This window comes from Undibacterium pigrum, from assembly GCF_003201815.1.
Classification (GTDB): domain Bacteria; phylum Pseudomonadota; class Gammaproteobacteria; order Burkholderiales; family Burkholderiaceae_D; genus Undibacterium; species Undibacterium pigrum.
Map to the genome: position 1 here is coordinate 317,328 of NZ_QJKB01000003.1, position 25,194 is coordinate 342,521.

Consider the following 25,194-nt stretch of genomic DNA (forward strand, 5'->3'; position numbering starts at 1 on the left):
GGTCTGAGCCTCCTTAAACCGGCTTCGGTTTTCCCGAAGCCGGTTTGCGCTGCAACAAGCAAGATGGCATTCCCACCATCCACAAATTAAGGCACACTCCCATTATTACCTCTACGGGAAGCTGCCTACATGAGCAAACCTCCACTGCCTAAAAGTATCTGGGTACTCGGCTTTGTCAGCATGCTCATGGACATTTCTTCAGAGATGATACATAGCCTGCTGCCCATGTTCATGGTAGGCACGCTGGGCATCAGCGTATTTGCCGTTGGCCTGATCGATGGCATCGCCGAATCAACCACTCTTATCGTCAAGGTGTTTTCAGGTGCACTGAGTGACCGCATGGGTAAGCGCAAGGCCCTGGCCGTGTTTGGCTATGGTATGAGTGCCTTTACCAAACCCCTGTTTGCCATTGCCCAGGGCATGGGCATGCTGTTGACAGCCCGCATGATGGACAGGATAGGTAAAGGCATACGCGGCGCACCACGTGACGCCCTGATCACCGACATCACTCCGGCAGAAATACGTGGTGCTGCTTTCGGTTTGCGACAATCGCTCGATACCATAGGTGCCGTAGTCGGCCCCTTGCTGGCGACCGCACTGATGCTGCTATGGATGAATGACTACCGGCGCATATTCTGGCTGGCCGTCATTCCCGGTCTGGCTGCAATGGCCTTGCTTTTCGTCGGCGTAAAAGAGCCGGACAACAAAATTGCACAGAGGCCAGGCAACCCCGTCAGCATGCACAATCTACGCCGTATGGGCACCGCTTACTGGTGGGTGGTGGCACTGGGCAGCATATTTACCCTGGCCCGCTTCAGCGAAGCGTTTTTGATACTGCGCGCCCAGCAAATGCAGATACCCGTGGCTTATGTACCCCTCATCATGGTTGCCATGAACCTGGTGTATGCGGCAACAGCCTATCCTTTTGGCAAACTGTCTGACCGGGTGTCTCACCCTCAGTTGCTGGCCTGGGGTTTGCTGGTGCTGGTGGCGTCGGATGTAGTACTCGGCTATAGCCAGCAATGGTATGGGCTGGCAACTGGTATCGCCTTATGGGGCATACACATGGGTATGACCCAGGGCTTATTGTCCAGCATGGTTGCCGCCAGTGCCCCGGCTGATTTGCGTGGCACGGCTTTTGGTTTTTTCAATCTCGCCAGTGGTGTCAGCCTGCTACTGGCCAGTGTTGTCGCAGGCTTGCTGTGGCAGGAATTTGGATCAGCTTTTACTTTTTATGCTGGTGCCATTTTTGCTAGCGTCAGCTTGCTGGGACTTATACTGCATCCATCGACCAGAAAACAAAAAGTATTGTCTTAGGCCTTGCCTGATGTAGACGCTGCTTGCGGCCTGCGCGCCAGCCACAGTTTGGTTAGCCCCCACATTACAGCCAGGGCAAACAACCACGCCAGGTAACAAACCAGGAGCGAAGCCTCATACTCTGGTGTCAACTCAGGTTTGCGAAAATCCACTATCTGCCCATAACGCAACTGCATATAAATCCAGCCCAACGCATGGATGAGCGCGATATGCACCAGATAAAAGAACATCGGCGTCTTGCCAAACAACATCATCAATGGCAAAGGCTTTTTCACATACTTGTCCATCAAGGCCAGCGTACCCAGGCCTATGCTGAGCGTGATGCACAGATACAGCAATGAAGGCGGATATTTATGCACCTTCACAAAAGACATGAAGTCATACAACCAGCCCTTGCCTTGTGCCGACCAGAAATCAGGGTCGCCATAATAATTACCGCTGCGCAAAATCACAAAACTGACAAACAGGATAGCCGCTGCCGCGAAGAGGAAACGCTGTCGCCTGCCTGCCTCCCACAACATCACTGGCCCAAGCGCATAACCGGCAGCCATCAAACCTATCCATGGCATGAGCGGGTAGGCAAAAACAATACCGAGTTGGTCAGTCAGGGGATAAAAGCCGCCCTGATGCCAGGCCATGAACAAGACATGGCTACCTTTGGCATGCATGCCATCGAGCAGATTGTGCGGCAGTATCAGGGCAGCAGCAACCAGGGCAATCGCCCAGTGTGGCAACCAGATCAACAAACCCAGCGCCATCATCGCCATGCCTATGGCCCAGATCACTTGCAGAATGAACACATTAAAACCGAATTGCCAGCTGAAGCTGACCCAGGTGCATTCCAGTAAAACCAGCAAGGCTCCCCGGCTTAACAAGTAGCGTGTCATATCTTTTTTATCACGCTGCTGCGCCCGCAAGAAGGCCGACATACCCGCCAGGGTCACGAAGATGGGTGCGCATAAATGGGTAATCCAGCGCGTCCAGAACCAACCAGGCGAGCCTTGTTGCAAATCCAGCGGGTCGAATGGGGTGACTGCAAAAAAATCGCGGGTATGATCAAGTGCCATCAGCACGATGACCAGACCGCGCAAGAGGTCTATGGCTGGTAGCCGGTTTTGCCGCATCATGGTGTATCCCCCACCTGCGACCAGGCGCAGTTTTTATTTTAATGCAGCAATTCTATCCAGCACACGTGGCTTGCAGCAAAGCATTTCAAGCGAGGCAAATAAAAAAGCGCCCATTTGTTGCCAAATGAGCGCCCTGGTTAAAATAAGTTAACACGAGCTGCGCGCTTACTCTTCATCCTTCAGCCGCCCGCCTTTGAGTTGTTGCAAACGCTGCTTCTCTTGCCTGCGCTCAGTACGCTTGGGATTGACTGCACCATGGACACCGGCATTGCGTTGTTTTGCCACTACAGCCAGTGGATTGCGTGGCTTGGGCAATTTGATTGTGAGCTTCATCTCTTATCCTTTCACGCAAACGACCTGGCGCAAGGTATGCACAACTTCAACCAGATCATGCTGATGTGCCATGACTGCATCAATATCCTTATACGCTGCCGGAATCTCATCCACGACGCCCTTATCCTTGCGACATTCTATACCCTGAGTCTGGGCTGCCAGGTCATCAGCATCATACGTCTCCCTGGCCTCACCCCGGCTCATTCTGCGCCCTGCCCCATGAGAGCAGGAACAGAATGATTCAGGATTACCCTTGCCCCTGACGATATAACTACGCGCACCCATGCTGCCAGGAATAATCCCCATTTCACCCATGCGGGCAGAAATTGCTCCCTTGCGGGTAATAAAGAGATTTTCATTATTATGGGTTTCTTGCGACACATAATTGTGATGGCAATTAATAGCTTCACCATCCAGCTTGAAGCTGGTCACTTCTTTTTCCAGTACAGCCAGTGCCCTGCGCATCATTTCACTGCGGTTAGCCAGCGCATAGTCCTGCGCCCACTGCACTGCTTCTACATAGTCATCAAACAATTCCGAGCCTTCAGTAAAGTAAGACAAGTCCTTGTCTGGCAAATGTATCTGGTGCCGCCACATTTCTTTCCGTGCAGCCCAGATAAAGTGCTTTCCTATGACACTGCCCACACCACGTGAGCCGGAATGCAGCATGATCCAGACGCGTTGCTCTTCATCGATACACACTTCAATGAAATGATTGCCACCACCCAGCGTACCCAACTGGCATATCCAGGTCTGGTAAAACTTCGGCAGCATGCGCATGATGCTTTTGTGCTTGGCAACGATCTTGTCCAGCCTGTCATTCAAGGGCTTACCCACCCTGACCAGGGCAGACCCGCGCATCCGGTTCCAAGCATGCTGGCGAAAGCCAACAGGTATCTCGGCTTCCAGGGCACTGCGCAGTTTCGCCAGATTATCTGGCAGCTGGCTGGCAGTCAAAGTCGTGCGCACGGCATTCATGCCACAACCGATATCGACACCCACAGCACCCGGGATGATGGCGGCACGGGTAGGTATCACACTGCCTACCGTTGCCCCCACACCCGCATGCACATCAGGCATGGCAGCAACGTGGGGCTGAACGATGTTTAAACTGGCGATATTGAGCAACTGCTGTATCGCAGTGTGATCAACATCGTCGGTAAATATATGCACAGGCACTCTGGCCTTGTGCAAACTCTTAGCTATAGGCATACAATTTTCCTTCTTGTAATGCCGGTGTTTTTCAGCGAGTCGTTTCTGCCGCTGCAGCAAATCTTGCTGCTGGCCTGAGAAATATCTGGCTGCTTTTCTTCGTCAATAGCGCTCTGCATTTTTTTGGCGAACACCATCCCTGCCTGCACGACCCAAGGCTATGCAGGTTCTGGCGTTCCAACAAAAAATCAGCGTTTTGAAAAGTAAAAAACCCCGACGAGTTTCCTCACCGGGGTTTTCAAAAAAAAGACCGGCTCGGGTTGGCGATTTGCCTTAACCCCGAGCGTCGTGCACGGGGCTAAAAGTATTGATTGTTCTTGCTAGCCGTATTCCGTGGCATGGCCGTTCCTTTCTTGAATTTGGTGTTGATGAAAAAAATCGGAAAAAATCGAATTGCGGTAAATTTCAAAATTGCTGCATATCGAAGAGACTCGATTCTGCATCAAAAGAAAATGACGTGTCAATCATATTTTTCTTATTTTCAAATCCGACTAAAGATAAAAATAGAGTAGATACTTATGCGCTTTTTAAACGCAAGAAATGTTTAATAAAAGAACTCGTTAGTTCAAATACAAATTCCACTTCTGCAGTAACAACAGCATCGTCATGTTTGACATAAGTATTTTGATATTTCGTATAGTAGTCCACCAGTTTTTCAAACATGTTTGCAAGTTGTGGTGAGCCACCTTTCTCTTTGACAAAATTCCCTATAGCAGACATTTGATTTTCAAGTGATTTTTGATTTGAAAATAGCTGACGAATCAATATTTCCAATCCTAATCGTAAATCATCAAGCGTATTTCTTTGAAACACTCCATGGGCGTGCTTCTGAAGCGCTTCATCGAATAATTTTTTTGTTTCTGGATACTCAGACAACCAATGACGCGCTTCAATTATCAACGTGCTGTGTATTGCATCCTCATTATCCAGATCTGCGAAGTCCCTATATTCATTAAATAATTTCACTTTCAGAGCTACTAGTGCTGCAACATTTCCATCAGGGTTGAGTCTGTCGCACATTTCTCTAATGATTTGATACTGCTGTTTAGGTGAAAAACAGAGTAAATTATCGAGCAACGCGGTTCGTTTGTTTGGAGAGTCAAACGGATAACGAGCATGCGGTATATCAATAGAATAATCGACAGCATATGAAGAAGTAATCTCAACAAGTTTTGGCCCGGTAAGGCCGTTATTTGTCATTTCTGTCGCGGCATACGAAACAAATGATGTTGGAATTTTCAAGCGAGAATTTGAATTCATTTGAATGTCCTAAATAATTCGAGATAAATTATAGTATCGTGCTTCTTATAATTTAGACCGCACAAGCAAAGTTTCCCAAAAAACTACTTAAATCGTTGCATTCGAATTAACGTATCGAAAAATACCATCTTTAAGAACATGCGTCATTTCAAAGTGCAAAAAAATCGCTTACCTTCTGAATGAAATTTTGTCTGTACGGGTAAGAATCGTGCAATCACATCTGCATTGGTCTTTGCATGTTGCGACACGACACTGCACGTAAAACTACCTCCACCCGCCAGTGCAAATGGCAACATGACCTGGTCCGCCAGATGCTCGCCCAAGGCGGCGCCCGACGCGACATATTCACGTAATTCCTGCACAGTACGTTTGGCGACATTTTCTGCCTTGACGGCTTTTTCACCAAAGCCGCAAAACACTTCGGTGACCTGTTCGTGTTCCAGCGTGATCAGCAGCACATTGCCCGGCCCCTGGTCATTGCTGAGGCCGCGTACCAGCAATTGGTCAGCAGTCCAGCCCATGCCTGCGCCTACGCATTCAAGCTCACGCTTGGCGACATCGACAGGTACACCGGCGACAAAGCTCTCGGCGTAGCCTTTGGTTCTTTCGCCGCGTTCCAGCAAGTCGATTTTCTTCAACTGCTTGCATGGCTGTACCTGGGCGATGATCTCACCACCACCAGCAGGCACGAAACCATAGCGTTTCAATTCAAAGCTGACATCTGCACCCATCTGCTGCAATACCCGGCCATAAGCCTTTTGCAAGAACTGTGCAGGTGGTGCCATGTCATTGTGCGTGCCGCCAGTGATTTTGATGGTCGATGGTTTATCGGCATACAGCAAAGCTGGTATCAGTGTTTGCAACACCAGGGTACAACTACCTGCACTGCCAATAGCGAACTGGTAAGTGCCGCCATAGATCCCCGAAGGAATAAATTCCAGCGTGGTCGAACCCAGTTCTGCACCAGTCACCTGCGCACCGCTGACAGCCGCAGCAGATTGCACTGCCACCAGATGCTGACGCAACAAACCCGGCTTGGCGCGGCCAGCACGGATATTGATGATACGAAACGGCTGACCGGTAATCATGGACAGGCTCAAAGAGGTACGCAATATCTGCCCCCCACCCTCACCCAAAGCGCCATCGAGCTCTATCATTTTCTTATTCATTATTTTTATTTTCAATTCAAATCAAGTTCAAGACCATTAACCACAGAGACACAGAGCCACAGAGAAAAGCAAAAGAAGATCAACTTATTTTCTTCCTGCAGACAGTTTTCAGGAAAAGATTCTCTCTTGAATTTCTCTGTGTCTCGGTGCCTCTGTGTTGAGAGGTCTTGAATCTAAAATCAACCCTTAACGCACACTACCTGCTTCAATACATGCACCACATCCACCAGAGCAGTCTGGGCCAGCATCACAGCGTCGATGTCTTTATATGCCATAGGGATTTCATCAATCACGTTGGCATCTTTACGGCATTCCACACCTTCGGTTGCAGCGATCTGATCGGCAACGGTATATAGCTTCTTGGCTGCGGTACGGCTCATGGTACGGCCAGCACCATGGCTGCAGCTATGGAAACTTTCTTCATTTCCTTTACCACGCACGATGAAGCTTTTCGCTCCCATTGAACCAGGGATAATCCCCAACTCACCGGCACGCGCAGATACTGCGCCTTTACGGGTTACCAATACATCTTTACCGAAGTGATGTTCTTTCTGTACATAGTTATGGTGGCAGTTCACCGCTTCAATATGCGTTTCAAACGGTTTGCTGATCACGGTACGCACAGCAGCAATCAAGTTCAGCATCATCACTTCACGGTTCATACGCGCAAATTTCTGCGCCCAACCTACTGCTTCAATGTAATCCTTGTAATGCTGGGTACCTTCTGGCAAATAAGCCAGGTCCTGATCAGGCAAGTTAATGAAATGGGTACGCATATCCTGCTTGGCCAGTTCAATAAAATGGCTACCAATCGCATTACCTACACCACGTGAACCAGAATGCAACATGAACCATACGGCATTGGCTTCATCCAGGCACACTTCAACGAAGTGGTTACCACTACCCAAAGTCCCCAGGTGACGATAATTATTGGTGTTTTTCAAACGCGGAGTTTTCAAACAGATTTCATCGAAACCATCTTTCAATTCTGCCCAGGCATTATCCACAGCACTAGGTGGCGATTCCCATGAACCCTTATCACGGCCTTTAAAGCTACGGGTCTTAGGCGACATACCATGTGGTATGGCTTTTTCTATCGCGGTACGCAAAGGGCCCAGGTTATCTGGCAAATCATGGGCGAACAAGGTGGTCTTGGCGGCCATCATTCCGCAACCGATATCCACACCAACTGCAGCAGGTATCACCGCACCCAGGGTAGGTATCACGCTACCGATAGTTGACCCTTTACCCAGATGCACGTCCGGCATCACGGCAATATGTTTGTAGATGAAAGGCAATCGGGAGGTATTCGCCAATTGTTGCTTGGCTTCTTCCTCAACAGGAACACCTTTGGTCCACATTTTGATAGGACGACCATCTTTGTACTGCACTACATCATAATCTTCGTGTTTCATATTTTTCTCTTTATTATTAAATTCTTTGGTGGCGACAAGGGTTGATGAAACGTCTGTGGTTGTTCACAAGCGCTCTCCCACTGAGCTACACGGTGCCGGATGACACCATGGTGGGGATCGAACCCACGACCTCTTCGTTCGTAGCGATGTAGTTTCATCAGCATTCGCCTAAACTTTTTTACAGCAATACTGATTTACTGCTGTGCTTCTATCTTGATTCAAAATTTATCTTATTCTTAAAGGATGGCAATATAAGTTACCGTTGAATTACTTGCACGAAATTTGGGACTTTATGCAAACGCGAAGACAAGTTTTCAATGATTTTTCGGTTAATGTAATTCTCAATTACTCTTCATGGTTAACTATGAATTGTGAGATACGTTCTAGCCGCGCAATGTCTTTAGCTAACTTGGTAGATTCATATATGCTTAGCTTGGCTATCATTAATGAATATTCAAGGGCATCTTTTATTTCTTCATCCGAGAAATTCGGTCCTATATCGATATCAGTTAGCCGCCTACTTATCTGAAACATTCCTGAATGCGTATAGCTATTCATCATGGCCCAGTGTTTTTTATGAATGTCAGAAAATACCCCAACGCTAAACTCTTCAATTTTTTCTATTTCATCAACCATTTCACGCATTTTTAAATCAAATTTATCGTTTAAAAATGCCTCTATTTGATTATCTGATGCGCAATAAACCAACCAAAGCCCTCGAAGGTATGTTTCATGAATTACCCTTATTAGGGCAGACGCAGAAGAAGGCATTCCATGGTCAATCAAAGTTACAATAGCTCTAAAATGCTCGTACGCCAGATCAAAAAGTAGTGTTGCAAGACGTGGTCGATCTTGCCCTCCGAAATTAAACTCCATCTCATTACGAATATCGTCCAGTTTCTTAAGCGTGCCAATAATCACTAACAGCGATGACTTGTTCATATCCACTCCAATTTCAAAAAATATTCAGTTGCACTTAGATATGCCAACAACTGAATTACATAGCACCAAGATATTTTCCTAGCACTTGACCTCTTCACCCTTAGCGATATAGTTTCATCAGCATGCGTCTAAAATTTTCAACTGCAAAACTAATTTACTGCTTTATTTTTATTCAAGTTAAAGACTCTTTTTTATAAGGTGGCGACAATATTCGGTGAAATGTATGTGGTTACCCACAGGTGCTCTACCAACTGAGCTACACGAAACCGAGATTTCGTGACGGGCTTCGAACCCGCGACAGCCTCATTAAAAGTGATGTAATTTCACCAGCATTCGCCTAAACTCTTACTTACTGCCTCACCACACAAACTCTTTCATTTTCCATTACTTGCGGCGACAAGGGATGGTGAAACGGCACGGCCAGGAGTCTCTGCGAAGAGACAGTACCCAGGTTACACGAGACCGTTAATGCATCTCTTTCGCCGCTTAGGACCGTTGAATGTTCACCAGCATTCGCCTGAAAACTCTATTGTTTGTGTTTTTCTGCCAGGCCACTCAAATGTATGTCCCTGGCTTGCTTCTTTCTTTGTTGCTCTGTCTTGCGACAAGGTCGACATCGTACAGCGACGCTATTGATGTTTCCCTGCATAATCTCGTACCACCACTTCTGTTGCTTGGCCGTCCATATTTGCGCTGCCCCACAATCCCGGCAGTTGAAGGCGTAGTCCACGTAAAACAAGGGCAACAAGCCATAAGTGTTATTGTGTCTTAGTGCCTCGCGATCCGTTGGAATCGCACCAGTCGGTATTGGCAAGGCATAAAAATCAAAACTTTCTTTCACGGGTATACGGGCACGCCGCTTTTCCATGATTTCTGTCCGTCTTTGTTTTCCGCTTTTCATCACGTTTCTACTTTTAAAATAAAACCCCGACAAGTGTTACCAGGACTTGCTGACCCATCCTTACGGCGTGGACCAGACTGGAGTCGAACCAATGTAACCGATGTAATCCTGATGGCATTCGGGTAAAACCTGATTGAGCAGCAGCAAGACAAGATTTTGCTGTGACCTCGTCACTTTTGCAAAAAATGTAGTCACAGCTACATTCTTGTACTTCCCAAAACCTTGACCAAATTTTGAACCACCACATGACAAGTGATTGATGTGAACACCCCATGTAGTCACACGAGCATTCATATGGTATTCAAAAAAAATAAGCTCTATGATATTTATTGAATACAGCATGACAAGAATAGAGGGTGATATTACGTTTCAAATGTAATCACATCAGCATTCATGCCATATTCAAAACCTGTACTGCGACATCTGATTGCGGTATTGAGAAATACTGTACGACAAGGATTGCTTGCGATTATTTTTTCGGATGTAATCGCCAGCGCATTCGTACTGCATTTCAAACTCAAGACCACCTTCACATGGTCTTTGAAGCACTGCATGACAAGGTTTAAAGGTGATTTTACAGTTAGAGGTGTAATCACATTTGCATTCATGCTGCGTTCAAAAACTTTTACTACCTGGACTGGCGAGGCACATACTGCATTTGCCCCGCCAGCGGTTCTTTAAATATCAATTGCTTTTACTTCACCTACCCAGTGCTCTGCACTCAACTGACCTGCAGCAAAGGCTGCGATAATTTTAAATACGGCGTCAGAAAAACCACCTACATTCAAAATATCATCTCTTTCTGCTGCCTGTGTCGTGCCATAAGGCGCGATATCTATGCACACCAGCTTCGCTTGTGGATTGCGTTGTTTGAACACATTCCATTCAGCCATGGTGGCAGTAGAACGGCCACGGCTTGCCTCCATCCATGATTCATTGTCAGAGACAAAGATCACCAGGTCAGCTTGCGCTTTCTGTTTGTTCAACTGCACCAGTGGTGCACTGCAATTGGTGCCACCGCCACCTATCGCTGCCAGCTTTTGCGCATTGGTCATCACGCTGTCACGTGGGTTCAACTCACATTTCACGACCTTTTCTTCAAACGGCAAGACCAGAGTCGATGGATTCTTACGCAGCATGGCAGCCGCTACCAGGGCAGCGATGTCTATGCAACGTACTGCTGTCGTTGCAGAGCCACGGTAACCTGTGACTGCAGATGACATGGAGCCTGACACGTCAGCACATACCACGACCTTGCCAAATATCTCTGGCACATTGCTCAAGGCAATCTCCATCGCATCCTGCAAGGCATTCTTGATAGGCAACGGCACTTCTTCATTCGCTGCCTTGTAAGCCGCCATCAACTGATAAGGAAACACCTTGGCTTTGGCAATTGCCTCTGCATTACTCAGTTTAGCGGCAATCAAGTCCACCATGCCTGGCAAGGCATACACACCATGACGACCAAAGGTGTTCAAGTTCATACGCAACATCTGCCAGCCAGCCTGACGGGCGATCTGTGCCCAGTCTTCTGTCGTTAAGTCCATCGCTGTCAGCATCTGGAATGGCACGTCCGGCAAAGCCAGGCTGCGGTCTTTCTTGAAAGCCTCAAACGCTGCAACGACTGGTGGCAAAGCTTCTGCCTTGTATGGCTTGCCTATCAACCAGGCGAAGAAGGCTTCACGCCATGCTTCGACAGGTTTTGGATGCACCATTTTTACAACGTCTGCCAGTGATGGCGTAGTACCCACCGCTGCTGCCAGCAATTCTTTTTCGCTGGCAGTATTCAACCATGCCTGTACCAGTTTTTTAGGGCGGCTACCCAGAGACTTACGACCTATCGCACCTGAACGCAGTATCTGCACAAAGTTACGCAACATCTTGCCGTTATTCATTACACGCTTGAAAGTACGTGGCAACTCGACTGCATTACGCATGGTCAGTGCTGCTACCAGCAAGGCTGGCATGTCTTTCATATAGCCACGTTCACGGCAGTAAATCGCTGTTTGCGCTACAAACAATGGCGTTACCTCTTTGGTCAAATCCAGCACGGTTGCCAGTTGCGCTTCTGCACTGGCGTAGTAAGTCGCGTTCAGGCAACCAGTAGCTGCATATTGCGCCAGCTTGTGTTCAGCAGTGAACTTGTAGGCTGCAACGCCGGAAAAATTTGTTGTATTTGTTTCATCAGTTACTGGCAAAAATTTATTTGTCAGTGAGTTTTTTAAACTTTGGAACAATTGTGTATTAACCATTTCATTTCCTTTTTTGGACTTGCACAAAACCGCCCCAGCTGCGTTGCAGCTCCTAGCCGTACTATTCGTACTGTCGTCGTCGCTGACGCCTTGCTGGGACAATTTTGTGCAAGTCCTGTTTTTTCATTGGTGGACACGACGGGATTCGAACCCGCACAATGCAACAACCAGAGCATTACTTCTGGCCACTGCCATGATTGGAAACGCGCGCCAGTTGACACCCTTACGGGGAGCGGCAACCTGCATCTGCAACCTTGCTCATGACAATACTTAGACTGCATCTGGTTTTATCCAGCCCACCCAGGACTCAATCGTTTTCGGTGGTGGCACTCCCTTCATGCCTGCATGCCCTACACTCCATCTATTGCAATGGGCGTGCCAGGTCTGTGCCATAGCTCCAAATTTCTTCTTAAGTTATTGATTTAAATAGACATATAAAGAAATAAGTGAAAACTCACAAGACCAATCCACAAAGCAAATTTCCTATATAATTATCTAAATAGATAAATATTTATCCAAAATGATTAAGAAGAAAAAAGTCGTCATCGGTTTTATAGGCACGCAACTCGATAGTGGCCGTGGCAGTGGTCGCTGGGAAAAATGGCGGCCTACGGTTGCGCTGACCCAGCATGAAGATATTGTCATTGACCGCATTGATTTGCTGTACAGCGGCCAGCATGAGCCCTTGCTCGCGCAACTGGAAAAGGACATCGCTGATACTTCGCCAGAGACCAAGCTACGTTCACATCAGCTGGAAATAAAAGATCCCTGGGATTTTGAAGATGTGTATGGCTGCCTGTTTGACTTTGCCAGGTCTTACCCCTTCGATACTGACAAAGAAGAATACTGGGTGCACATCACCACAGGCACCCACGTGGCACAGATTTGCCTGTTCCTGATGACAGAGGCCAGCTACCTGCCCGGCAAGCTCTTGCAGACTTCGCCACCACGGCGGCAGACCAAGGCCAATTTTGGTGAGATGACCATCATTGATCTGGACCTGTCACGCTATGACCAGATCGCCCAGCGCTTTAGCCGCGAACAGGAAGAAGGTGTGGCCTTCCTGAAATCTGGCATTGCCACCCGCAATGCGCGCTTTAACACCATGATAGATGAGATAGAACGTGTTGCCATCAAGTCCAAGGCTGCCATCCTGCTGATGGGGCCGACTGGTGCCGGCAAGTCCTTTCTGGCGCGGCGTATATTTGAATTGAAAAAAGCCAGGCACAGGCTGGAGGGCAAGTTTGTCGAAGTCAACTGCGCCACCCTGCGTGGTGACGGTGCGGGCTCAACCTTGTTCGGCCATATCAAGGGTTCGTTCACCGGTGCCATGTCTGACCGTCCCGGTTTGCTAAGAACAGCACACAAGGGCTTGCTGTTTCTTGATGAAATTGGTGAGCTGGGCCTGGATGAACAAGCTATGCTGCTCAAGGCGGTGGAAGAAAAACGTTTCTTCCCCGTGGGTGGTGACCATGAAGTGCAAAGTGATTTCCAACTGGTTGCAGGTACCAACCGTGATCTGGGCAAGGAAGTGGCGGCAGGCCGTTTCCGTGAAGACTTGTATGCACGTATCAATCTGTGGTCGTATGAATTACCTGGTCTGAGTGGCCGGGTAGAAGATATCGCACCGAATATCGATTACCTGCTGTCGCAGTACAGTGCTGAGAATGGACAGATGGTGCGCTTCAATAAAGAAGCGAAAGACAGCTATATGGAATTTGCCACTTCCGCACAGGCGGTGTGGGCTGGTAACTTCCGCGATTTGTCAGCCTCCGTCACGCGCATGGCCACACTGGCTGACGCCGGGCGCATCAATGACCAGAATGTAGGTGAAGAAATCAAACGTCTGCAACGCCTGTGGTCACATGCGCATGAAGGCGATGGTGGAAACCATGAGCTGGATTTGCATGACTATCTGGATGCAGAACAAGTGGCGCAACTGGATTTATTCGATGCTGTGCAATTACAGGCGGTGCTGGCAGTTTGCCTGCGTTCTAAAAACATGTCGGAAGCTGGCCGTAAATTGTTTGCTGTTTCGCGCAGTGCTAAAGCCAACCCCAACGATGCAGACAGGCTTAAAAAGTATCTCAACAAGTTTGGTTTGCAATGGGATGCGCTACACAGGGACTAAAGCCTGGGATAGTTTCAATTATGCCGTTCTATGATGACATACTCGTTTTCCGTCGTGGAAAACAAACTGAAACCGCGGCGGCTGAGCATCTTCATCATATTAGAGCCTGATTTGCAGGCAGCGAACAGACGGCGATTTTTAAAATGCATGCAAAAGAAATCGGTCATGGCAGCGCCTATGCCCAGGCCGCGGTATTCATCTGCCACCACCATGGCATGCAGTTCGCGCTCTGATCCTTGCTGATTATCGACGCCATACAACATGAAAAATCCGGCCATACGGCCATTGATGATGGACACCCAGAATTCAACCGGCACTTTTTGCTGACCACCTGCCCATGTGTGCCTGACTGTCTGCCCCTCGACTATGCCTTGCCTGAAAGCTGTCACCAGTGTGCGTTGCAAGACCGCATTTGAAATGTCTTCTGACAAATCTCCGCTTTGTGCACCATTCACGGCCAGGCGCACTATGCCATCAGCATCCTCAGGTAAAGCCCTACGTATGCTGGCCCTGTTGCGTCTTTGCTGGCGAAGAAGTCTGATATTCGCACGCAAGTATTGAGCATACCTCAACAGACGCTGGTTCATTCTGGTTACGCTTGTCACCAATACTGCAATCAAACCATATAGCAAAATACTCTGGACAATATCAAATACCAGCAACATCAGACTACCCGACTGAAACACCTGACTGAAGACCTGTGCCCTCGCCAGACTGGACAATACCACCAGAAAAACCGTCATGCGCCGCGACAGCAAGGCAGCACTCATCGCTACAGGAAAAATATAAAACGGCGCATAAAAACTATACGGCCCTGTGAACTCATCCAGGCAATACAGCAGTGACTCAAGCAATAGCAAGCCAGAAAAAATCCAGCGGGCATCAAGCTTGAGCAGTTTATTTCTGGTAGTCGCAAATAATACAGAAGGCAACATCGGGCTATATCCATTTTTCAAACAGCGCGATAGTCAGTCAGGCGGGTCAAATAAGCAAGTATTTTATTGTCAAAGTAGTCTCAATTTGTTACCGGGTGTGCCTACTCAAATACAAGTATTTATCTTCCCGCAAGATACCCTGCGGGAAATCATATAGAATCCAGCCCTTTTGCATAATGCTGTACTTACATGCAGTATTTTTCCGCACTCGTTATCTGGACCCAGAGCGTTCAAGCAATTGATTTCCCCGCACTGTGACAGCCCGCACCAGGCATCAGCTTACCTATACATGTTAAAAAAACTCGCCAAACTCAGTCCTCTGCTTTTTTTTGCCCTGATCAGCCTTTCCTTTGTTGATCTTTCACGCTTTGAAATCCCTTTTCTTGAGCTTCCAGTCCCTGGCACAGGAGAATTTGCCGGCTGTCGCCAGTTTTTTACAAAAGGGCAAATACCTGCACTTAAGCAGGCCAGCGAGATGCGTCCGCGGGCACTGTGTTTTTCGGCCTTTGCCGTCATGCATTCTGGCAAAAGCCATACGCCTATCTATGTCGCTGAAAAGCTGAACCGACAGATCCTATTGAGAGCCAGGGACAATGAACGCAGCAATCAGTTCTATGCCGATGCCAGGCTGCCAAGTGCAGAACGCGCTGAGCTTGATGATTACAAAGGTTCAGGTTATGACCGTGGCCATATGGCACCAGCCGCGGATATGGTCGACAGCACCGCCATGGCGCAAAGTTTTTCACTGGCCAATATGGTGCCGCAAGCCCCCGTCAATAACCGCAAGACCTGGGCCTCGATAGAAAAAGCTACGCGCCAGTACATCTTGCGTGCGCAAGGCGATGTGTACGTCATTACGGGGCCGGTATATGGCCAGCATCCTGCAACCATAGGCAATAACAAGGTCTGGGTACCTAAATACTTGTACAAACTGATTTATGATCCCAATACTGGCCGAGCCTGGGCGCATTGGGTAGAAAATACTGACGATGCCCAGGCTGGCAAGCCTATCAGTTATCAGGAACTGGTACAAAAGACTGGCATACAGTTCCTGCCTGCCTTGAAGCAAGGTGACATATAACTGTCATGGAAAATGAATTGTTTCTCTTCACTTCATTGATGTTGTTTGACGTTACCGGCTCGCGTGAATAAATCACATGAAAATCACTGTTTTTTGCCTGACTTGCAAGAAACTGTAATAAACTTTGTCACTTATCCAAAAGTCAAGTAGCCTGTTTTTCGCATTAATTCTGTTTTATTGCAGCTTTCTAGTTTTCCCCAGCATTTATCCATGTCTTGCCTATTAACTGAAGGAAAAAGTCCATGAATCTCATTGAACGTGCGAAAAATATTACTCTGACGCCAAAAACAGAATGGCCAGTCATCGCAGGGGAAAGTACCAACACGGTAGACTTGTTTAAAAACTATGTTGCGCCACTGGCAGCCATCCCTGCCGTTGCCAGCTTCATCGGCATGAGCATCATTGGTTTCAGCGTGCCCCTGGTAGGACATATACGCCTGCCCATCATTACTGGCATCACTGCCATGGTGATGAGCTTTGTATTTGCGCTGATAGGCGTATATCTGATCTCGCTGGTGATTGATGCTCTGGCACCACAATTTGGTGCGACAAAAAATCCGGAGCAAGCTTTGAAAGTCGCGGCCTATTCATTTACACCGGGCTGGCTTGCTGGCGTATTTTCTCTTTTACCTTCGTTAAGCATGCTTGGAGTAGTGGCAGGTTTGTATGGCATCTATCTGCTTTACCTGGGTCTGCCTGTACTCATGAAAGCACCTCAGGAAAAAGCTACAGCCTATACCGCAGTGTCTGTAATTTGCTCTATTGTGATCATGATCGTTTTCAGCGTGGTGATCGGTGCTGTAGGTGGCAGTTCCATGTCTGGCTTGGCCAGTCATGTCACAACCCGCACCGCTGAAACCAGTGGTGCTTTAGGGGAACTTGAAAAAATGGGCAAGCGGATGGAAGAGGCCAACAAGAAAATGGATGAGGCCAAAAAATCCGGTGACCAGCAAGCTGAAATGAAAGCGGCTACCGAAGCCCTGGGCGCAGTCCTGGGCGGTGGTAGCCAGGCCGAAGTTGTTGACAAGGACAAACTCAAAGCCTTGCTGCCAGAAACTATCGGGGGTTTGAAACGCGCCAGCATCGAAGGTGAAAAAACTGCCATGGGTGAATTCAAAATTGCCAAGGCAGAAGCGCGCTATGCCGATGAAAATAATCATCAGGTCAGAGTCACCATCACCGATACAGGTGGCAGCAAAATGTTTGGCACCATGTTTGCCTGGGGCATGATGGAGCAAGACAAGGAAACTGATAATGGCTACGAGAAAATGGGCAAGGTCAATGGCCGTCCTACTCATGAAAGATTTCAAAAGGATGGCTCAACCGGTGAATACAGCCTTTTGGTCGGTGGCCGCTTTATCGTAGAAACTCATGGCGACAATGTCGACATGGCCACCATCAAGACAGCATCTGCATCAGTCGGTTACGACAAGCTGGAAGCGATGAAGAACGAAGGTGTAAAGCAGTAAGCAGCAATTTCAGACACAGTCATCAGCATCAGCATCAAGTGTTACAGAAGATCGCACTTGTAGTAGCAAACCGCATCACTCCAATGTAGAACCCGACAAACATCCTGTCCACACTGGTACTAGCCACATGCGCTTGCCAGTCGGATAGAACTGCTCTCATTGAGCTGCCCGCCTCACCCTCACTGGATGCTCTTCCAGCGACAAAAGTCTCCCCAAAAAAGCAAGCTTGCTGATAAAGCTGTTGGATATTTCCAGCATTCAAAACGCATAAATCCCTCACCCGCTTCCATCTTGAGCATGTCTGAGCAAGGCAAAGCTTGCCTGGTACTGTCTCAAAAACACACCATTGTGCGCTAACGCACCGATGAAAAATCACGCTCCTTTTACTCTGTGCAACAGGAGTTACATCCTTGATATTCCGGCTCCGGCTTTTGCACTACTTCTACCTTGTATATTAAAACTTAGAAAGAATACCTATGAATAAATTACGTGCCATACCCGCTGCTCTACTCTTTCTTTTTTCTGCTGGCACTGCAATGGCAGAAGACTACAATCCATCCTGGTATATAGGCGGCAGCATCCATGCTGCAGAAACCGATGAAACTTTCGGCGCGGGCAACCGTGGCTATGGTGTCGGTTTGCGCGTAGGTAAGCCCCTGTCAGAAAACTGGGATGCGCAAATCAATACCAGCTACACGCGCGCATCAGACAATGGCAGACGTTACCAGCAAAATTCCCTGGGGGTTGATGTACTGTATCTGTTTTCCCGCAGTACAGTACGCCCTTACCTGGTCATGGGTGTGGCAGCAAACCGCGACAGAAGCAATGGTGGCATCAAGTCCGGTGACAGCACAGCTCCCGCAGCCAGCGCAGGTGTAGGCGTACAATTTGCACTCAATGATCAATGGTCGGCACAGGCTGAATGGCGCAAGGTCCATGGTTATTTGCATGGCAATGACTTTGGTTTCAGCCAGGCCAGCAATTCCCAGCTGTCCTTTGGCCTCAACTATGCGTTTGACAAACCCAAGGCAACAGTCAAGGTAGCCAGCTATACACCACCACCTCCTCCAGAGCCAGTGGTCGTGCAGGCACCTCCTCCACCTGCACCAGTGCCACCGCCAGCACCGGTCTATCAAAAAATCACTTTGTCAGCGACCGAGCTGTTTGCCTTTGACAGTGCAGTGCTGAATGCCCCACAGCCAAAACTGGATGATATTGCGGCAGCGCTCAATGCCAACACGCAAATCAATCAGGTTGTCATCACTGGTTATGCGGACCGCATAGGTTCAGAAAAATACAATTTGAATTTATCTGAAAAACGCGCAAATTCAGTTAAAACCTATCTGAACAACAAAGGTGTGGATGGCCAAAGGCTGAATGCTGTCGGCAAGGGTGAAAGCAACCCAGTTGTCGTTTGCAATAATAAAAAACGTGCTGACCTGATCGCCTGCCTGGAACCTAACCGCCGTGTAGAGATAGAGCAATTTACTATCGAGCAACGCATTAAGTAAAAAATAAAAAATAAAAATCATGAACGGGAGCCGTAACGGCTCCCATTTTTTAAACTTCACTCAAATAAAAAAGGGCTGTCAATTTTCATTGACAGCCCTTTCTACATGCAGGACAGGCTTTATTTCAAGCGCATATCATTTTTGACAGAACGTACACCTTTAACATTGCGGGCAATGGTAACTGCCTTCTCAATATTGGCGCTGGAAGTCACAAAGCCGCTGAGCTGCACGGTGCCTTTGAATGTTTCGACATTGATTTCCATCGACTTCAGGCTAGGCTCATTAAAAATTTCTGCCTTGACCTTGGTCGTGATGACTGAATCATCGACATATTCACCCGTGCCTTCACGTGTGGATGTGGAAGCACAGCCAGTAATTACCAGCAGAGAAGCGGTAAATACCAGGGTCATCATGCGTTGAGTGATTTTCATTTTTTTCTTTCGGGAGAGTGAGGTACAACAACTAAATTTACATATGCACAAACTGCAAGCAACAAAGAATGTGGCGGCAGCTTGTGCCTGACACTGAAAAACTTATTTACCAAATTTCGACTTTGCTGCAGCGAAACAGTTATCTTTACCCTGGCCAGCTAAAGCATCACACTTTTCCAGCTCAAGCTTGTACTCGGCTTTGACTTTGTCATCTTTCGCATCGACTCGGGCTTCTACCACTTTTTTGTCTGCCTTGGCATCTGCCAGAGCAGCGACTTTATTGGCACTGGCTTGTTTGATGCAGACATCTTTATCGTTGCCATTCATGCTGCCGCATTTGGTCTTTTCAAGGTCATAGTCCACATTGGCAATATCTTTCCTGGCGCTGGTACGAGCCGCCAGGGTGTTTTTGTAGGTCGCCTTTGCATTTGCTTCTGTATGTACACGTGTGGCCTTTGCTTCAGCTATACAAACATCTTTTGGATTGCCGGTAATCGCGTCGCATTTACTTTTCGCCAGCTTGAAATCTGTACTTGCGGTTTCTTTCGCTGCCGTGTACGCAATAGACTTTTCATCGGCAGCCGCCCAAACGGTAGTGCTCAGTGTGGCTGTGCAAACCAGCATCATGGCTAATTTTTTATTCATATCTTTCCTCTTTCAGGTGTTGATGTTGAGCACAACTGATATCCGCCTCAACGCTTGCTACGTCGGAAAATTCCGATGCCCGAGTGTGCTGTTTGCCCAAGGGCCTATCTGTGCGGTATCGAACATTGATCAATATATATTTATCAAGCCAGGATGCTTTTCTTAACAAGACTTTTTCCAGCGTGTGCCAGCGCACAGATGTCGGACGCGGAAAAGCATACATTTGTCATACAGCATCAGAAAGACGCAACTTATGTGAACAAAGCAGATTTTGTGCTGCATTTTTCCTCAAATATTTCAGGAAATGACAGTTTCAAAATGACAAATGAAAGCGATGAGCGGTGGATGAACTGAGTGAGAAAAATTACAAACAAGAAATACCTTGGTAAATCATCAAGAATATCGATAGCCAGCCATATAAGCCATATCATGTTTTTTTAGGGAGCCAGATATCATGCGCAACAATGACACTGTGCCAGCGAGCATGTCGACCACACGTATGCAAGGCACGCTCAGCCCTTACCCACGTCCTTCTACGCGACGTGGTGATTTTAAAAAACAGGTACAGGGTAATGATGCTGTACATGGTCAACACTGGAACGTGGTATTCAGCTCCGAAATCACGACAGGCACGGCCATAGGCATGGTGGTAGGTGGCGTTCTTGGCATGGTCAATGCCACGCTCGCCGTGACGATTTCTCCCTACGTTATTCCAGGCCTGGATCTGCTGGTTGCCACTCCTCTGCAAGCCGTTTTCATAGGTGCGAGCCTCGGCACTGGCATGGGTGCCATAGTTGGCTCTTTGCTGGGCTGGGGAATTTCCAGTCAAAAACCGGCAGAAAAGCTGGACGTAGATCTCGAATCCAATGCCAGCTTCTGTCCCTTATCAGAATCAACCGACGATGCTGCGCATAGTTTAGAAACCTGGAAAAGCCAGCATGGTGACTACACCAATATCCAGGTCTGAACTCTTATAAGTCGCAAACGCCATGAATAAGCCAGACAATAAAAATTTTTCACCACACTGATAGGCAAAAAAATGAGCACTATATTACTCGTCATACTCGTTCTGGTCCTGATTGGCATTTTCCCGACCTGGCCACACAGCCGTTCCTGGGGTTACGGTCCTAGCGGCGTAACCGGCCTGGTCGTGATTATCCTTCTGATACTGTTACTTACCGGCCGCTTGTAAATATCAAGCTTATTCATTAAAGGAGTCATCATGAAAACAACAAAACAACAGCTGATAAAAGGCATGCTGTGTACCCTGCTCGGTGCTGCCATGTTAAGCCCGGCCTTTGCCGCTGATACAGATCCAACTGCTATTTCCCAGCGAGGTGATCCTGAACGCTGGTATCAGGAAGAAATGACGCCTATGGCTTATTTCAAGACCCTAAAAAAAGAAGCAGAAGCTGTCTACCAGTTGTCATCAATGGAATGCAAGCGGGCGGAACGCAGTCAACAAAGTGCTTGTCTGCGTGAGGCCAAGGCAACCATGCAGCAAGATATCGCGGAAGCCTATAGAAAATCGGGCATACGTCCGCGTTGACAGGAAAACGCATTTCTTCCCCAGAGTTGAAGTGCGCATCAATAAGAAAGAAGCCATGTCCACCATGAAAGCAGCAGTGTATCTGCGCCCAGGCAAGATCGCGATAGAAGAAAAACCCGTCCCAGTTCCAGGGCCGGGCGAAGCACTCATCAAAATTACCACGACGACTATCTGCGGCACTGATATCCACATACTGAAAGGTGAATATCCAGTTAAACCTGGCTTGACCATAGGGCATGAACCGGTAGGTGTGATCGCCGCACTAGGTGCAGGTGTCACTGGATACGAGCTTGGTCAACGTGTCGTCGTTGGTGCCATATCACCATGTGGGCAATGCTACTCCTGTCTGGACGGACAGCAATCGCAATGCGGTGGCAAACCTGCAGGCGGCTGGCGTTTTGGCAATACTATTGATGGCTGCCAGGCAGAATACCTGTTGGTGCCATATGCCATGAGTAACCTGGAAGTGATACCGGAAGGCCTTACAGATGAGCAAGTACTGATGTGCCCGGACATCATGAGCACAGGGTTTGGCGGTGCTGAAAGCGGTGATATCAAGATAGGTGATACTGTCGTCATTTTTGCTCAGGGGCCAATAGGCCTGTGCGCGACTGCCGGTGCCAAACTACGCGGAGCCAGCCTGATTATTGCAGTCGATGGAGTAAGCAGCCGCCTGGAAATGGCAAAGACATTGGGAGCGGATATCACCATAGACTATACCAAAACTGATCCCTTAACAGAAATCATGCGCCTCACCCAAGGCCGAGGGGTAGACGTTGCAATTGAGGCTTTGGGTACACAAGCAACTTTCGAGAGTTGTCTGCGCGCATTAAAACCTGGCGGCAGATTATCCAGCCTTGGCGTATATTCAGGCAAGTTAAGCCTGCCACTGGACGCCTTTGCTGCGGGTCTGGGTGATCACAAGATTATTACTACCTTATGCCCAGGTGGCAAGGATCGTATGCGACGCCTGATGAATGTCGTCAAATCAGGGAGAGTTAAGCTTGATGCCATGGTCACACATCGCTTTAAGCTCGATGATATAGAGCAAGCTTACGATTTATTTGCCAATCAGCGCGACGGCGTACTGAAAGTCGCTATTACAACCTGACTATAAAAAGGACCAGACATGGCTGTTCATCATAGACTACCGCCTCATTTGCTGATGAGTTCTGTGGGCATAGCCGTCTTGATCATGCTCAATGCCTGCAGCTCACTGCCAGAAATAAATTATCTCGAACCTGGACTAGACCAGCAGCAGAAAACTGCTTTGAACACTCCAACAGTGAACAATGCCAAAGGTGAATTAAGCACGTCCAAAGCACAGGCCTTAATGCGTCAGCGCTGGAAAAATTCCAGCATTGGCCTGGCCAATATTCAAGCCCTGGCTGCTGCTGAAGAATCAGTCACAGGTAGCCCGCTCATCGCTGGCAATCAGGTCACCCTGCTTTTCGATGGCCCGCAAACCATGGCTGCAATGATGAATGCCATCAGGAACGCAAAAGATCATATACACCTGGAAACCTATATCTTCGATCAGGATGAACTGGGTCTGGAATTTGCCAAATTGTTGATAGAAAAACAGCAAGCTGGGGTGGAAGTCAGTATCATCTACGACAGCGTAGGCACCATAGGCACGCCGCAAAGTTTCTTCGATAATATGAAAGCGGCAGGCATACAATTGCTACCGTTTAATCCTGTCAATCCAACCAAATTGCAAGGCCCGTGGTCACCAAACAGGCGCGATCACAGGAAAATTTTAATCGTCGACGGTGAGATTGCATTTACTGGCGGTGTCAATATCAGCGCCAGTTATGCCAACAGCTCATTGTTTCGCTCGAAATCAAAAAACCCGGATAAAGTAGGTTGGCGTGATACCCACTTGCAAATTACAGGCCCGGCTGTTGCGGCGTTTCAGTGGATTTTCCTCGATACCTGGCTCAATGCGGGCGATAAGCAGCCGGCAGACAAATTGTATTTCCCTAACTTGAAAAACCAGGGAAACAAGATGGTGCGCGTGCTGGCCAGTGAACCGGAAAGCAATCCTGCCATTTATAAAGCCTATCTGCTGGCGATACAGGAAGCCAAAGAAAGCATACATATCACTTCAGCTTATTTTGTGCCTGATGCACAGATATTAAAAGCCTTGATTGCTGCAGCCAAACGCGGTGTTGAGGTCAAGATCATCATGCCAGGCGTGACAGATAGCGGCCTGGTATTTCATGCCGGCCAGTCCTTTTACAAAGAGATGCTGGAAGGCGGGATCAAGGTTTTTCAGTTGAACGTAGCAGTGCTGCATGCGAAGACCGCGGTGATAGACCAGGTCTGGTCTACTGTGGGGTCCACCAATATTGATACGCGCAGTTTTTTGCACAATAAGGAAGTCAACGTCGTTGTCATCGACACTGAATTTGCTGCAGCAATGGAAAATGCTTTCAAGGAAGACTTGCGTTCGTCCACCGAGGTGACGCTGGAGAACTGGGAGCAACGTCCGAAAATCAACAAGCTCAAAGAATGGCTGGCCAGGCGGTTTGAATACTGGTTATAGGTGGTTATAAGCGGGTATAAGAAAAAATCAAACCGCCGCATTTTTCTCGCACCCTTTTCTCGCACCTTAGCTCACTGGGTAGTGCATGGAATAAAAAAATAATCCACCCTCATCGCTGGATTATTTTTTTACACTTTTTGTGGGATAACCGGACTAATAACAGGGTCACGAACTGGTGCTCGTTCATCCGGTATCGGGTCCAGATCACCATCTTTCTTTTCAATCACTTTGTCCTTGTCTTCTGGCACAGGTGTAATCGGAGTAGGCTGTTCTTGTAAACTGTTTTTCATGATGTGCAGGAATATTTATTCGATTAAAAGATAAAACTCCCTCACATCATGCGATAACGTGAGGGAGGCTGACATGCAACATGTTACTTATTTTTTTACCTTGAGGTTATTGATGACGTTTTGAACGCCTGAAACGCGTTTGGCAACTTCTGCCGCATGCGTTGCCTGCAAATCACTGTCAACAAAGCCGCTCAGTTGTACTTCACCTTTGCGGGTGACGACCGCTATATCCATGCTTTTCATCTGTACATCGTCCAGCATGGCTGTCTTGACACCGGCTGTAATGACACTGTCATCAATCTTGTTGCCAACGGTTTGTTTACCTTCTTTCAGCACCAATTTATTGTCGACTTTTTTGACACCTTCCACACCCAGTGCGACTGCAGAACTGCGGTCAATCTGCACCTGATTGTCAGCAAAGCCGGAAATCAATACCTCACCCTTACGGGTTTCTACCTTCACATCCACACTCTTGATCAAATCATCGCCCATCATCGCGGATTTGACCTTGGTGGTAATAACAGAATCATCAATCTCCGTGCCTATGGTGGTGGCAGCATTTGGTCCATTGGTGTCTACCCCTTTATTACAGGCAGCCAAGGGCAGTAGCAGGGAAACCGAGAGCAATGGAATAATGACTTTTTTACGAAGCAAGTAGTTCATGATCTTTCCTTTC

Annotated in this window: 24 protein-coding genes and 1 tRNA gene; 10 read left to right on the forward strand and 15 right to left on the reverse strand. The window is 48.0% G+C overall.

Annotation, left to right across the window (positions count from 1 at the left end; all coding sequences use genetic code 11):
* Positions 1-129 precede the first annotated feature (129 nt).
* Positions 130-1,317, forward strand: coding sequence for an MFS transporter (locus DFR42_RS12335; protein ID WP_110255277.1), 1,188 nt, complete (start codon positions 130-132; stop codon positions 1,315-1,317).
* On the opposite strand, the gene DFR42_RS12340 is transcribed toward DFR42_RS12335, so the two are convergent.
* The 10 genes from DFR42_RS12340 to DFR42_RS12385 all read right to left on the reverse strand — a co-directional run bounded on the left by DFR42_RS12340 (position 1,314) and on the right by DFR42_RS12385 (position 11,928).
* A complete protein-coding gene (locus tag DFR42_RS12340) occupies positions 1,314-2,444 on the reverse strand; it encodes an acetyltransferase domain-containing protein (protein WP_110255278.1) in 1,131 nt (376 codons plus the stop codon). The genes DFR42_RS12335 and DFR42_RS12340 overlap by 4 nt on opposite strands.
* Before the next feature lie 165 nt (positions 2,445-2,609).
* Positions 2,610-2,777: a hypothetical protein gene (locus tag DFR42_RS29200; protein ID WP_170133497.1), complete on the reverse strand. Its 168-nt coding sequence runs from the start codon at positions 2,775-2,777 to the stop codon at positions 2,610-2,612.
* A 3-nt stretch (positions 2,778-2,780) separates the two neighbouring features.
* Positions 2,781-3,989, reverse strand: a complete 1,209-nt coding sequence (locus DFR42_RS12345) for an RtcB family protein (protein ID WP_110255279.1) — start codon at positions 3,987-3,989, stop codon at positions 2,781-2,783.
* Between the two features lie 516 nt (positions 3,990-4,505).
* Positions 4,506-5,249 (reverse strand): hypothetical protein, encoded by a 744-nt coding sequence (locus DFR42_RS12350; protein ID WP_146218834.1) that lies wholly within the window; start codon positions 5,247-5,249, stop codon positions 4,506-4,508.
* 143 nt (positions 5,250-5,392) lie between these two features.
* On the reverse strand, positions 5,393-6,418 hold the full coding sequence (rtcA, locus tag DFR42_RS12355; protein ID WP_211324287.1) for an RNA 3'-terminal phosphate cyclase: 1,026 nt from the start codon (positions 6,416-6,418) through the stop codon (positions 5,393-5,395).
* Positions 6,419-6,597: 179 nt separating this feature from the next.
* Positions 6,598-7,833, reverse strand: coding sequence for an RtcB family protein (locus DFR42_RS12360; RefSeq protein WP_110255281.1), 1,236 nt, complete (start codon positions 7,831-7,833; stop codon positions 6,598-6,600).
* Positions 7,834-7,937: 104 nt separating this feature from the next.
* Positions 7,938-8,029, reverse strand: a tRNA-Ser gene (locus tag DFR42_RS29205).
* 149 nt (positions 8,030-8,178) lie between these two features.
* Complete coding sequence (locus DFR42_RS12365; RefSeq protein ID WP_110255282.1) at positions 8,179-8,775, reverse strand: DUF6988 family protein; 597 nt, start codon at positions 8,773-8,775, stop codon at positions 8,179-8,181.
* A 526-nt stretch (positions 8,776-9,301) separates the two neighbouring features.
* Complete coding sequence (locus tag DFR42_RS12370) at positions 9,302-9,643, reverse strand: zinc-ribbon domain containing protein (protein ID WP_211324289.1); 342 nt, start codon at positions 9,641-9,643, stop codon at positions 9,302-9,304.
* Between the two features lie 710 nt (positions 9,644-10,353).
* On the reverse strand, positions 10,354-11,928 hold the full coding sequence (locus DFR42_RS12385) for a vWA domain-containing protein (protein WP_110255286.1): 1,575 nt from the start codon (positions 11,926-11,928) through the stop codon (positions 10,354-10,356).
* 523 nt (positions 11,929-12,451) lie between these two features.
* On the opposite strand from DFR42_RS12385, the gene rtcR reads away from it, so the two are divergent.
* Entirely contained in the window at positions 12,452-14,059 is a 1,608-nt protein-coding gene (gene rtcR, locus DFR42_RS12390; RefSeq protein WP_110255545.1) for an RNA repair transcriptional activator RtcR, read from the forward strand.
* A 14-nt stretch (positions 14,060-14,073) separates the two neighbouring features.
* On the opposite strand, the gene DFR42_RS12395 is transcribed toward rtcR, so the two are convergent.
* Entirely contained in the window at positions 14,074-14,994 is a 921-nt protein-coding gene (locus tag DFR42_RS12395) for a GNAT family N-acetyltransferase (protein WP_110255287.1), read from the reverse strand.
* Positions 14,995-15,283: 289 nt separating this feature from the next.
* On the opposite strand from DFR42_RS12395, the gene DFR42_RS12400 reads away from it, so the two are divergent.
* From DFR42_RS12400 to DFR42_RS12410, 3 genes are all read left to right on the forward strand, one after another.
* Complete coding sequence (locus DFR42_RS12400; RefSeq protein WP_110255288.1) at positions 15,284-16,075, forward strand: DNA/RNA non-specific endonuclease; 792 nt, start codon at positions 15,284-15,286, stop codon at positions 16,073-16,075.
* A gap of 242 nt (positions 16,076-16,317) precedes the next feature.
* On the forward strand, positions 16,318-17,544 hold the full coding sequence (locus tag DFR42_RS12405; RefSeq protein WP_110255289.1) for a Yip1 family protein: 1,227 nt from the start codon (positions 16,318-16,320) through the stop codon (positions 17,542-17,544).
* A gap of 476 nt (positions 17,545-18,020) precedes the next feature.
* Positions 18,021-19,055, forward strand: a complete 1,035-nt coding sequence (locus tag DFR42_RS12410) for an OmpA family protein (protein WP_110255290.1) — start codon at positions 18,021-18,023, stop codon at positions 19,053-19,055.
* A gap of 119 nt (positions 19,056-19,174) precedes the next feature.
* Here the strand turns inward: DFR42_RS12410 and DFR42_RS12415 are convergent, their stop codons facing one another.
* Positions 19,175-19,486, reverse strand: a complete 312-nt coding sequence (locus tag DFR42_RS12415) for a BON domain-containing protein (protein ID WP_110255291.1) — start codon at positions 19,484-19,486, stop codon at positions 19,175-19,177.
* Positions 19,487-19,588: 102 nt separating this feature from the next.
* On the reverse strand, positions 19,589-20,131 hold the full coding sequence (locus DFR42_RS12420) for a hypothetical protein (protein ID WP_110255292.1): 543 nt from the start codon (positions 20,129-20,131) through the stop codon (positions 19,589-19,591).
* A gap of 454 nt (positions 20,132-20,585) precedes the next feature.
* Here DFR42_RS12420 and DFR42_RS12425 point away from each other — a divergent pair, with 454 nt between their 5' ends.
* From DFR42_RS12425 to cls, 5 genes are all read left to right on the forward strand, one after another.
* On the forward strand, positions 20,586-21,098 hold the full coding sequence (locus tag DFR42_RS12425) for a hypothetical protein (RefSeq protein ID WP_110255293.1): 513 nt from the start codon (positions 20,586-20,588) through the stop codon (positions 21,096-21,098).
* 72 nt (positions 21,099-21,170) lie between these two features.
* On the forward strand, positions 21,171-21,323 hold the full coding sequence (locus DFR42_RS12430) for a DUF3309 family protein (protein WP_110255294.1): 153 nt from the start codon (positions 21,171-21,173) through the stop codon (positions 21,321-21,323).
* A gap of 30 nt (positions 21,324-21,353) precedes the next feature.
* Positions 21,354-21,680 (forward strand): hypothetical protein, encoded by a 327-nt coding sequence (locus DFR42_RS12435; protein ID WP_110255295.1) that lies wholly within the window; start codon positions 21,354-21,356, stop codon positions 21,678-21,680.
* Positions 21,681-21,735: 55 nt separating this feature from the next.
* Positions 21,736-22,791, forward strand: coding sequence for an NAD(P)-dependent alcohol dehydrogenase (locus DFR42_RS12440; RefSeq protein ID WP_110255546.1), 1,056 nt, complete (start codon positions 21,736-21,738; stop codon positions 22,789-22,791).
* 18 nt (positions 22,792-22,809) lie between these two features.
* Positions 22,810-24,228, forward strand: coding sequence for a cardiolipin synthase (cls, locus tag DFR42_RS12445; RefSeq protein WP_245936941.1), 1,419 nt, complete (start codon positions 22,810-22,812; stop codon positions 24,226-24,228).
* A 128-nt stretch (positions 24,229-24,356) separates the two neighbouring features.
* On the opposite strand, the gene DFR42_RS29210 is transcribed toward cls, so the two are convergent.
* Both DFR42_RS29210 and DFR42_RS12450 read right to left on the reverse strand, forming a co-directional pair.
* Positions 24,357-24,518 carry a hypothetical protein gene (locus DFR42_RS29210; protein WP_170133498.1) on the reverse strand — a complete coding sequence of 54 codons (162 nt, stop codon included), beginning with the start codon at positions 24,516-24,518 and terminating at the stop codon, positions 24,357-24,359.
* A gap of 87 nt (positions 24,519-24,605) precedes the next feature.
* A complete protein-coding gene (locus DFR42_RS12450) occupies positions 24,606-25,181 on the reverse strand; it encodes a BON domain-containing protein (RefSeq protein ID WP_110255296.1) in 576 nt (191 codons plus the stop codon).
* Positions 25,182-25,194: the final 13 nt, after the last annotated feature.

Bases quoted from the DNA above. Each gene is read 5' to 3' on its own strand.
- DFR42_RS12385 (WP_110255286.1), bottom strand. From the start codon at position 11,928: ATGGTTAATACACAATTGTTCCAAAGTTTAAAAAACTCACTGACAAAT.
- DFR42_RS12405 (WP_110255289.1), top strand. From the start codon at position 16,318: ATGAATCTCATTGAACGTGCGAAAAATATTACTCTGACGCCAAAAACA.
- DFR42_RS29200 (WP_170133497.1), bottom strand. From the start codon at position 2,777: ATGAAGCTCACAATCAAATTGCCCAAGCCACGCAATCCACTGGCTGTA.
- DFR42_RS12415 (WP_110255291.1), bottom strand. From the start codon at position 19,486: ATGAAAATCACTCAACGCATGATGACCCTGGTATTTACCGCTTCTCTG.
- DFR42_RS12340 (WP_110255278.1), bottom strand. From the start codon at position 2,444: ATGATGCGGCAAAACCGGCTACCAGCCATAGACCTCTTGCGCGGTCTG.
- DFR42_RS12435 (WP_110255295.1), top strand. From the start codon at position 21,354: ATGAAAACAACAAAACAACAGCTGATAAAAGGCATGCTGTGTACCCTG.
- DFR42_RS12365 (WP_110255282.1), bottom strand. From the start codon at position 8,775: ATGAACAAGTCATCGCTGTTAGTGATTATTGGCACGCTTAAGAAACTG.
- DFR42_RS12360 (WP_110255281.1), bottom strand. From the start codon at position 7,833: ATGAAACACGAAGATTATGATGTAGTGCAGTACAAAGATGGTCGTCCT.
- DFR42_RS29210 (WP_170133498.1), bottom strand. From the start codon at position 24,518: ATGAAAAACAGTTTACAAGAACAGCCTACTCCGATTACACCTGTGCCA.
- DFR42_RS12450 (WP_110255296.1), bottom strand. From the start codon at position 25,181: ATGAACTACTTGCTTCGTAAAAAAGTCATTATTCCATTGCTCTCGGTT.
- DFR42_RS12400 (WP_110255288.1), top strand. From the start codon at position 15,284: ATGTTAAAAAAACTCGCCAAACTCAGTCCTCTGCTTTTTTTTGCCCTG.
- DFR42_RS12395 (WP_110255287.1), bottom strand. From the start codon at position 14,994: ATGTTGCCTTCTGTATTATTTGCGACTACCAGAAATAAACTGCTCAAG.
- DFR42_RS12420 (WP_110255292.1), bottom strand. From the start codon at position 20,131: ATGAATAAAAAATTAGCCATGATGCTGGTTTGCACAGCCACACTGAGC.
- DFR42_RS12350 (WP_146218834.1), bottom strand. From the start codon at position 5,249: ATGAATTCAAATTCTCGCTTGAAAATTCCAACATCATTTGTTTCGTAT.
- DFR42_RS12430 (WP_110255294.1), top strand. From the start codon at position 21,171: ATGAGCACTATATTACTCGTCATACTCGTTCTGGTCCTGATTGGCATT.
- cls (WP_245936941.1), top strand. From the start codon at position 22,810: ATGGCTGTTCATCATAGACTACCGCCTCATTTGCTGATGAGTTCTGTG.
- DFR42_RS12335 (WP_110255277.1), top strand. From the start codon at position 130: ATGAGCAAACCTCCACTGCCTAAAAGTATCTGGGTACTCGGCTTTGTC.
- DFR42_RS12440 (WP_110255546.1), top strand. From the start codon at position 21,736: ATGTCCACCATGAAAGCAGCAGTGTATCTGCGCCCAGGCAAGATCGCG.
- rtcA (WP_211324287.1), bottom strand. From the start codon at position 6,418: ATGAATAAGAAAATGATAGAGCTCGATGGCGCTTTGGGTGAGGGTGGG.
- DFR42_RS12370 (WP_211324289.1), bottom strand. From the start codon at position 9,643: ATGGAAAAGCGGCGTGCCCGTATACCCGTGAAAGAAAGTTTTGATTTT.
- DFR42_RS12345 (WP_110255279.1), bottom strand. From the start codon at position 3,989: ATGCCTATAGCTAAGAGTTTGCACAAGGCCAGAGTGCCTGTGCATATA.
- DFR42_RS12425 (WP_110255293.1), top strand. From the start codon at position 20,586: ATGCGCAACAATGACACTGTGCCAGCGAGCATGTCGACCACACGTATG.
- DFR42_RS12410 (WP_110255290.1), top strand. From the start codon at position 18,021: ATGAATAAATTACGTGCCATACCCGCTGCTCTACTCTTTCTTTTTTCT.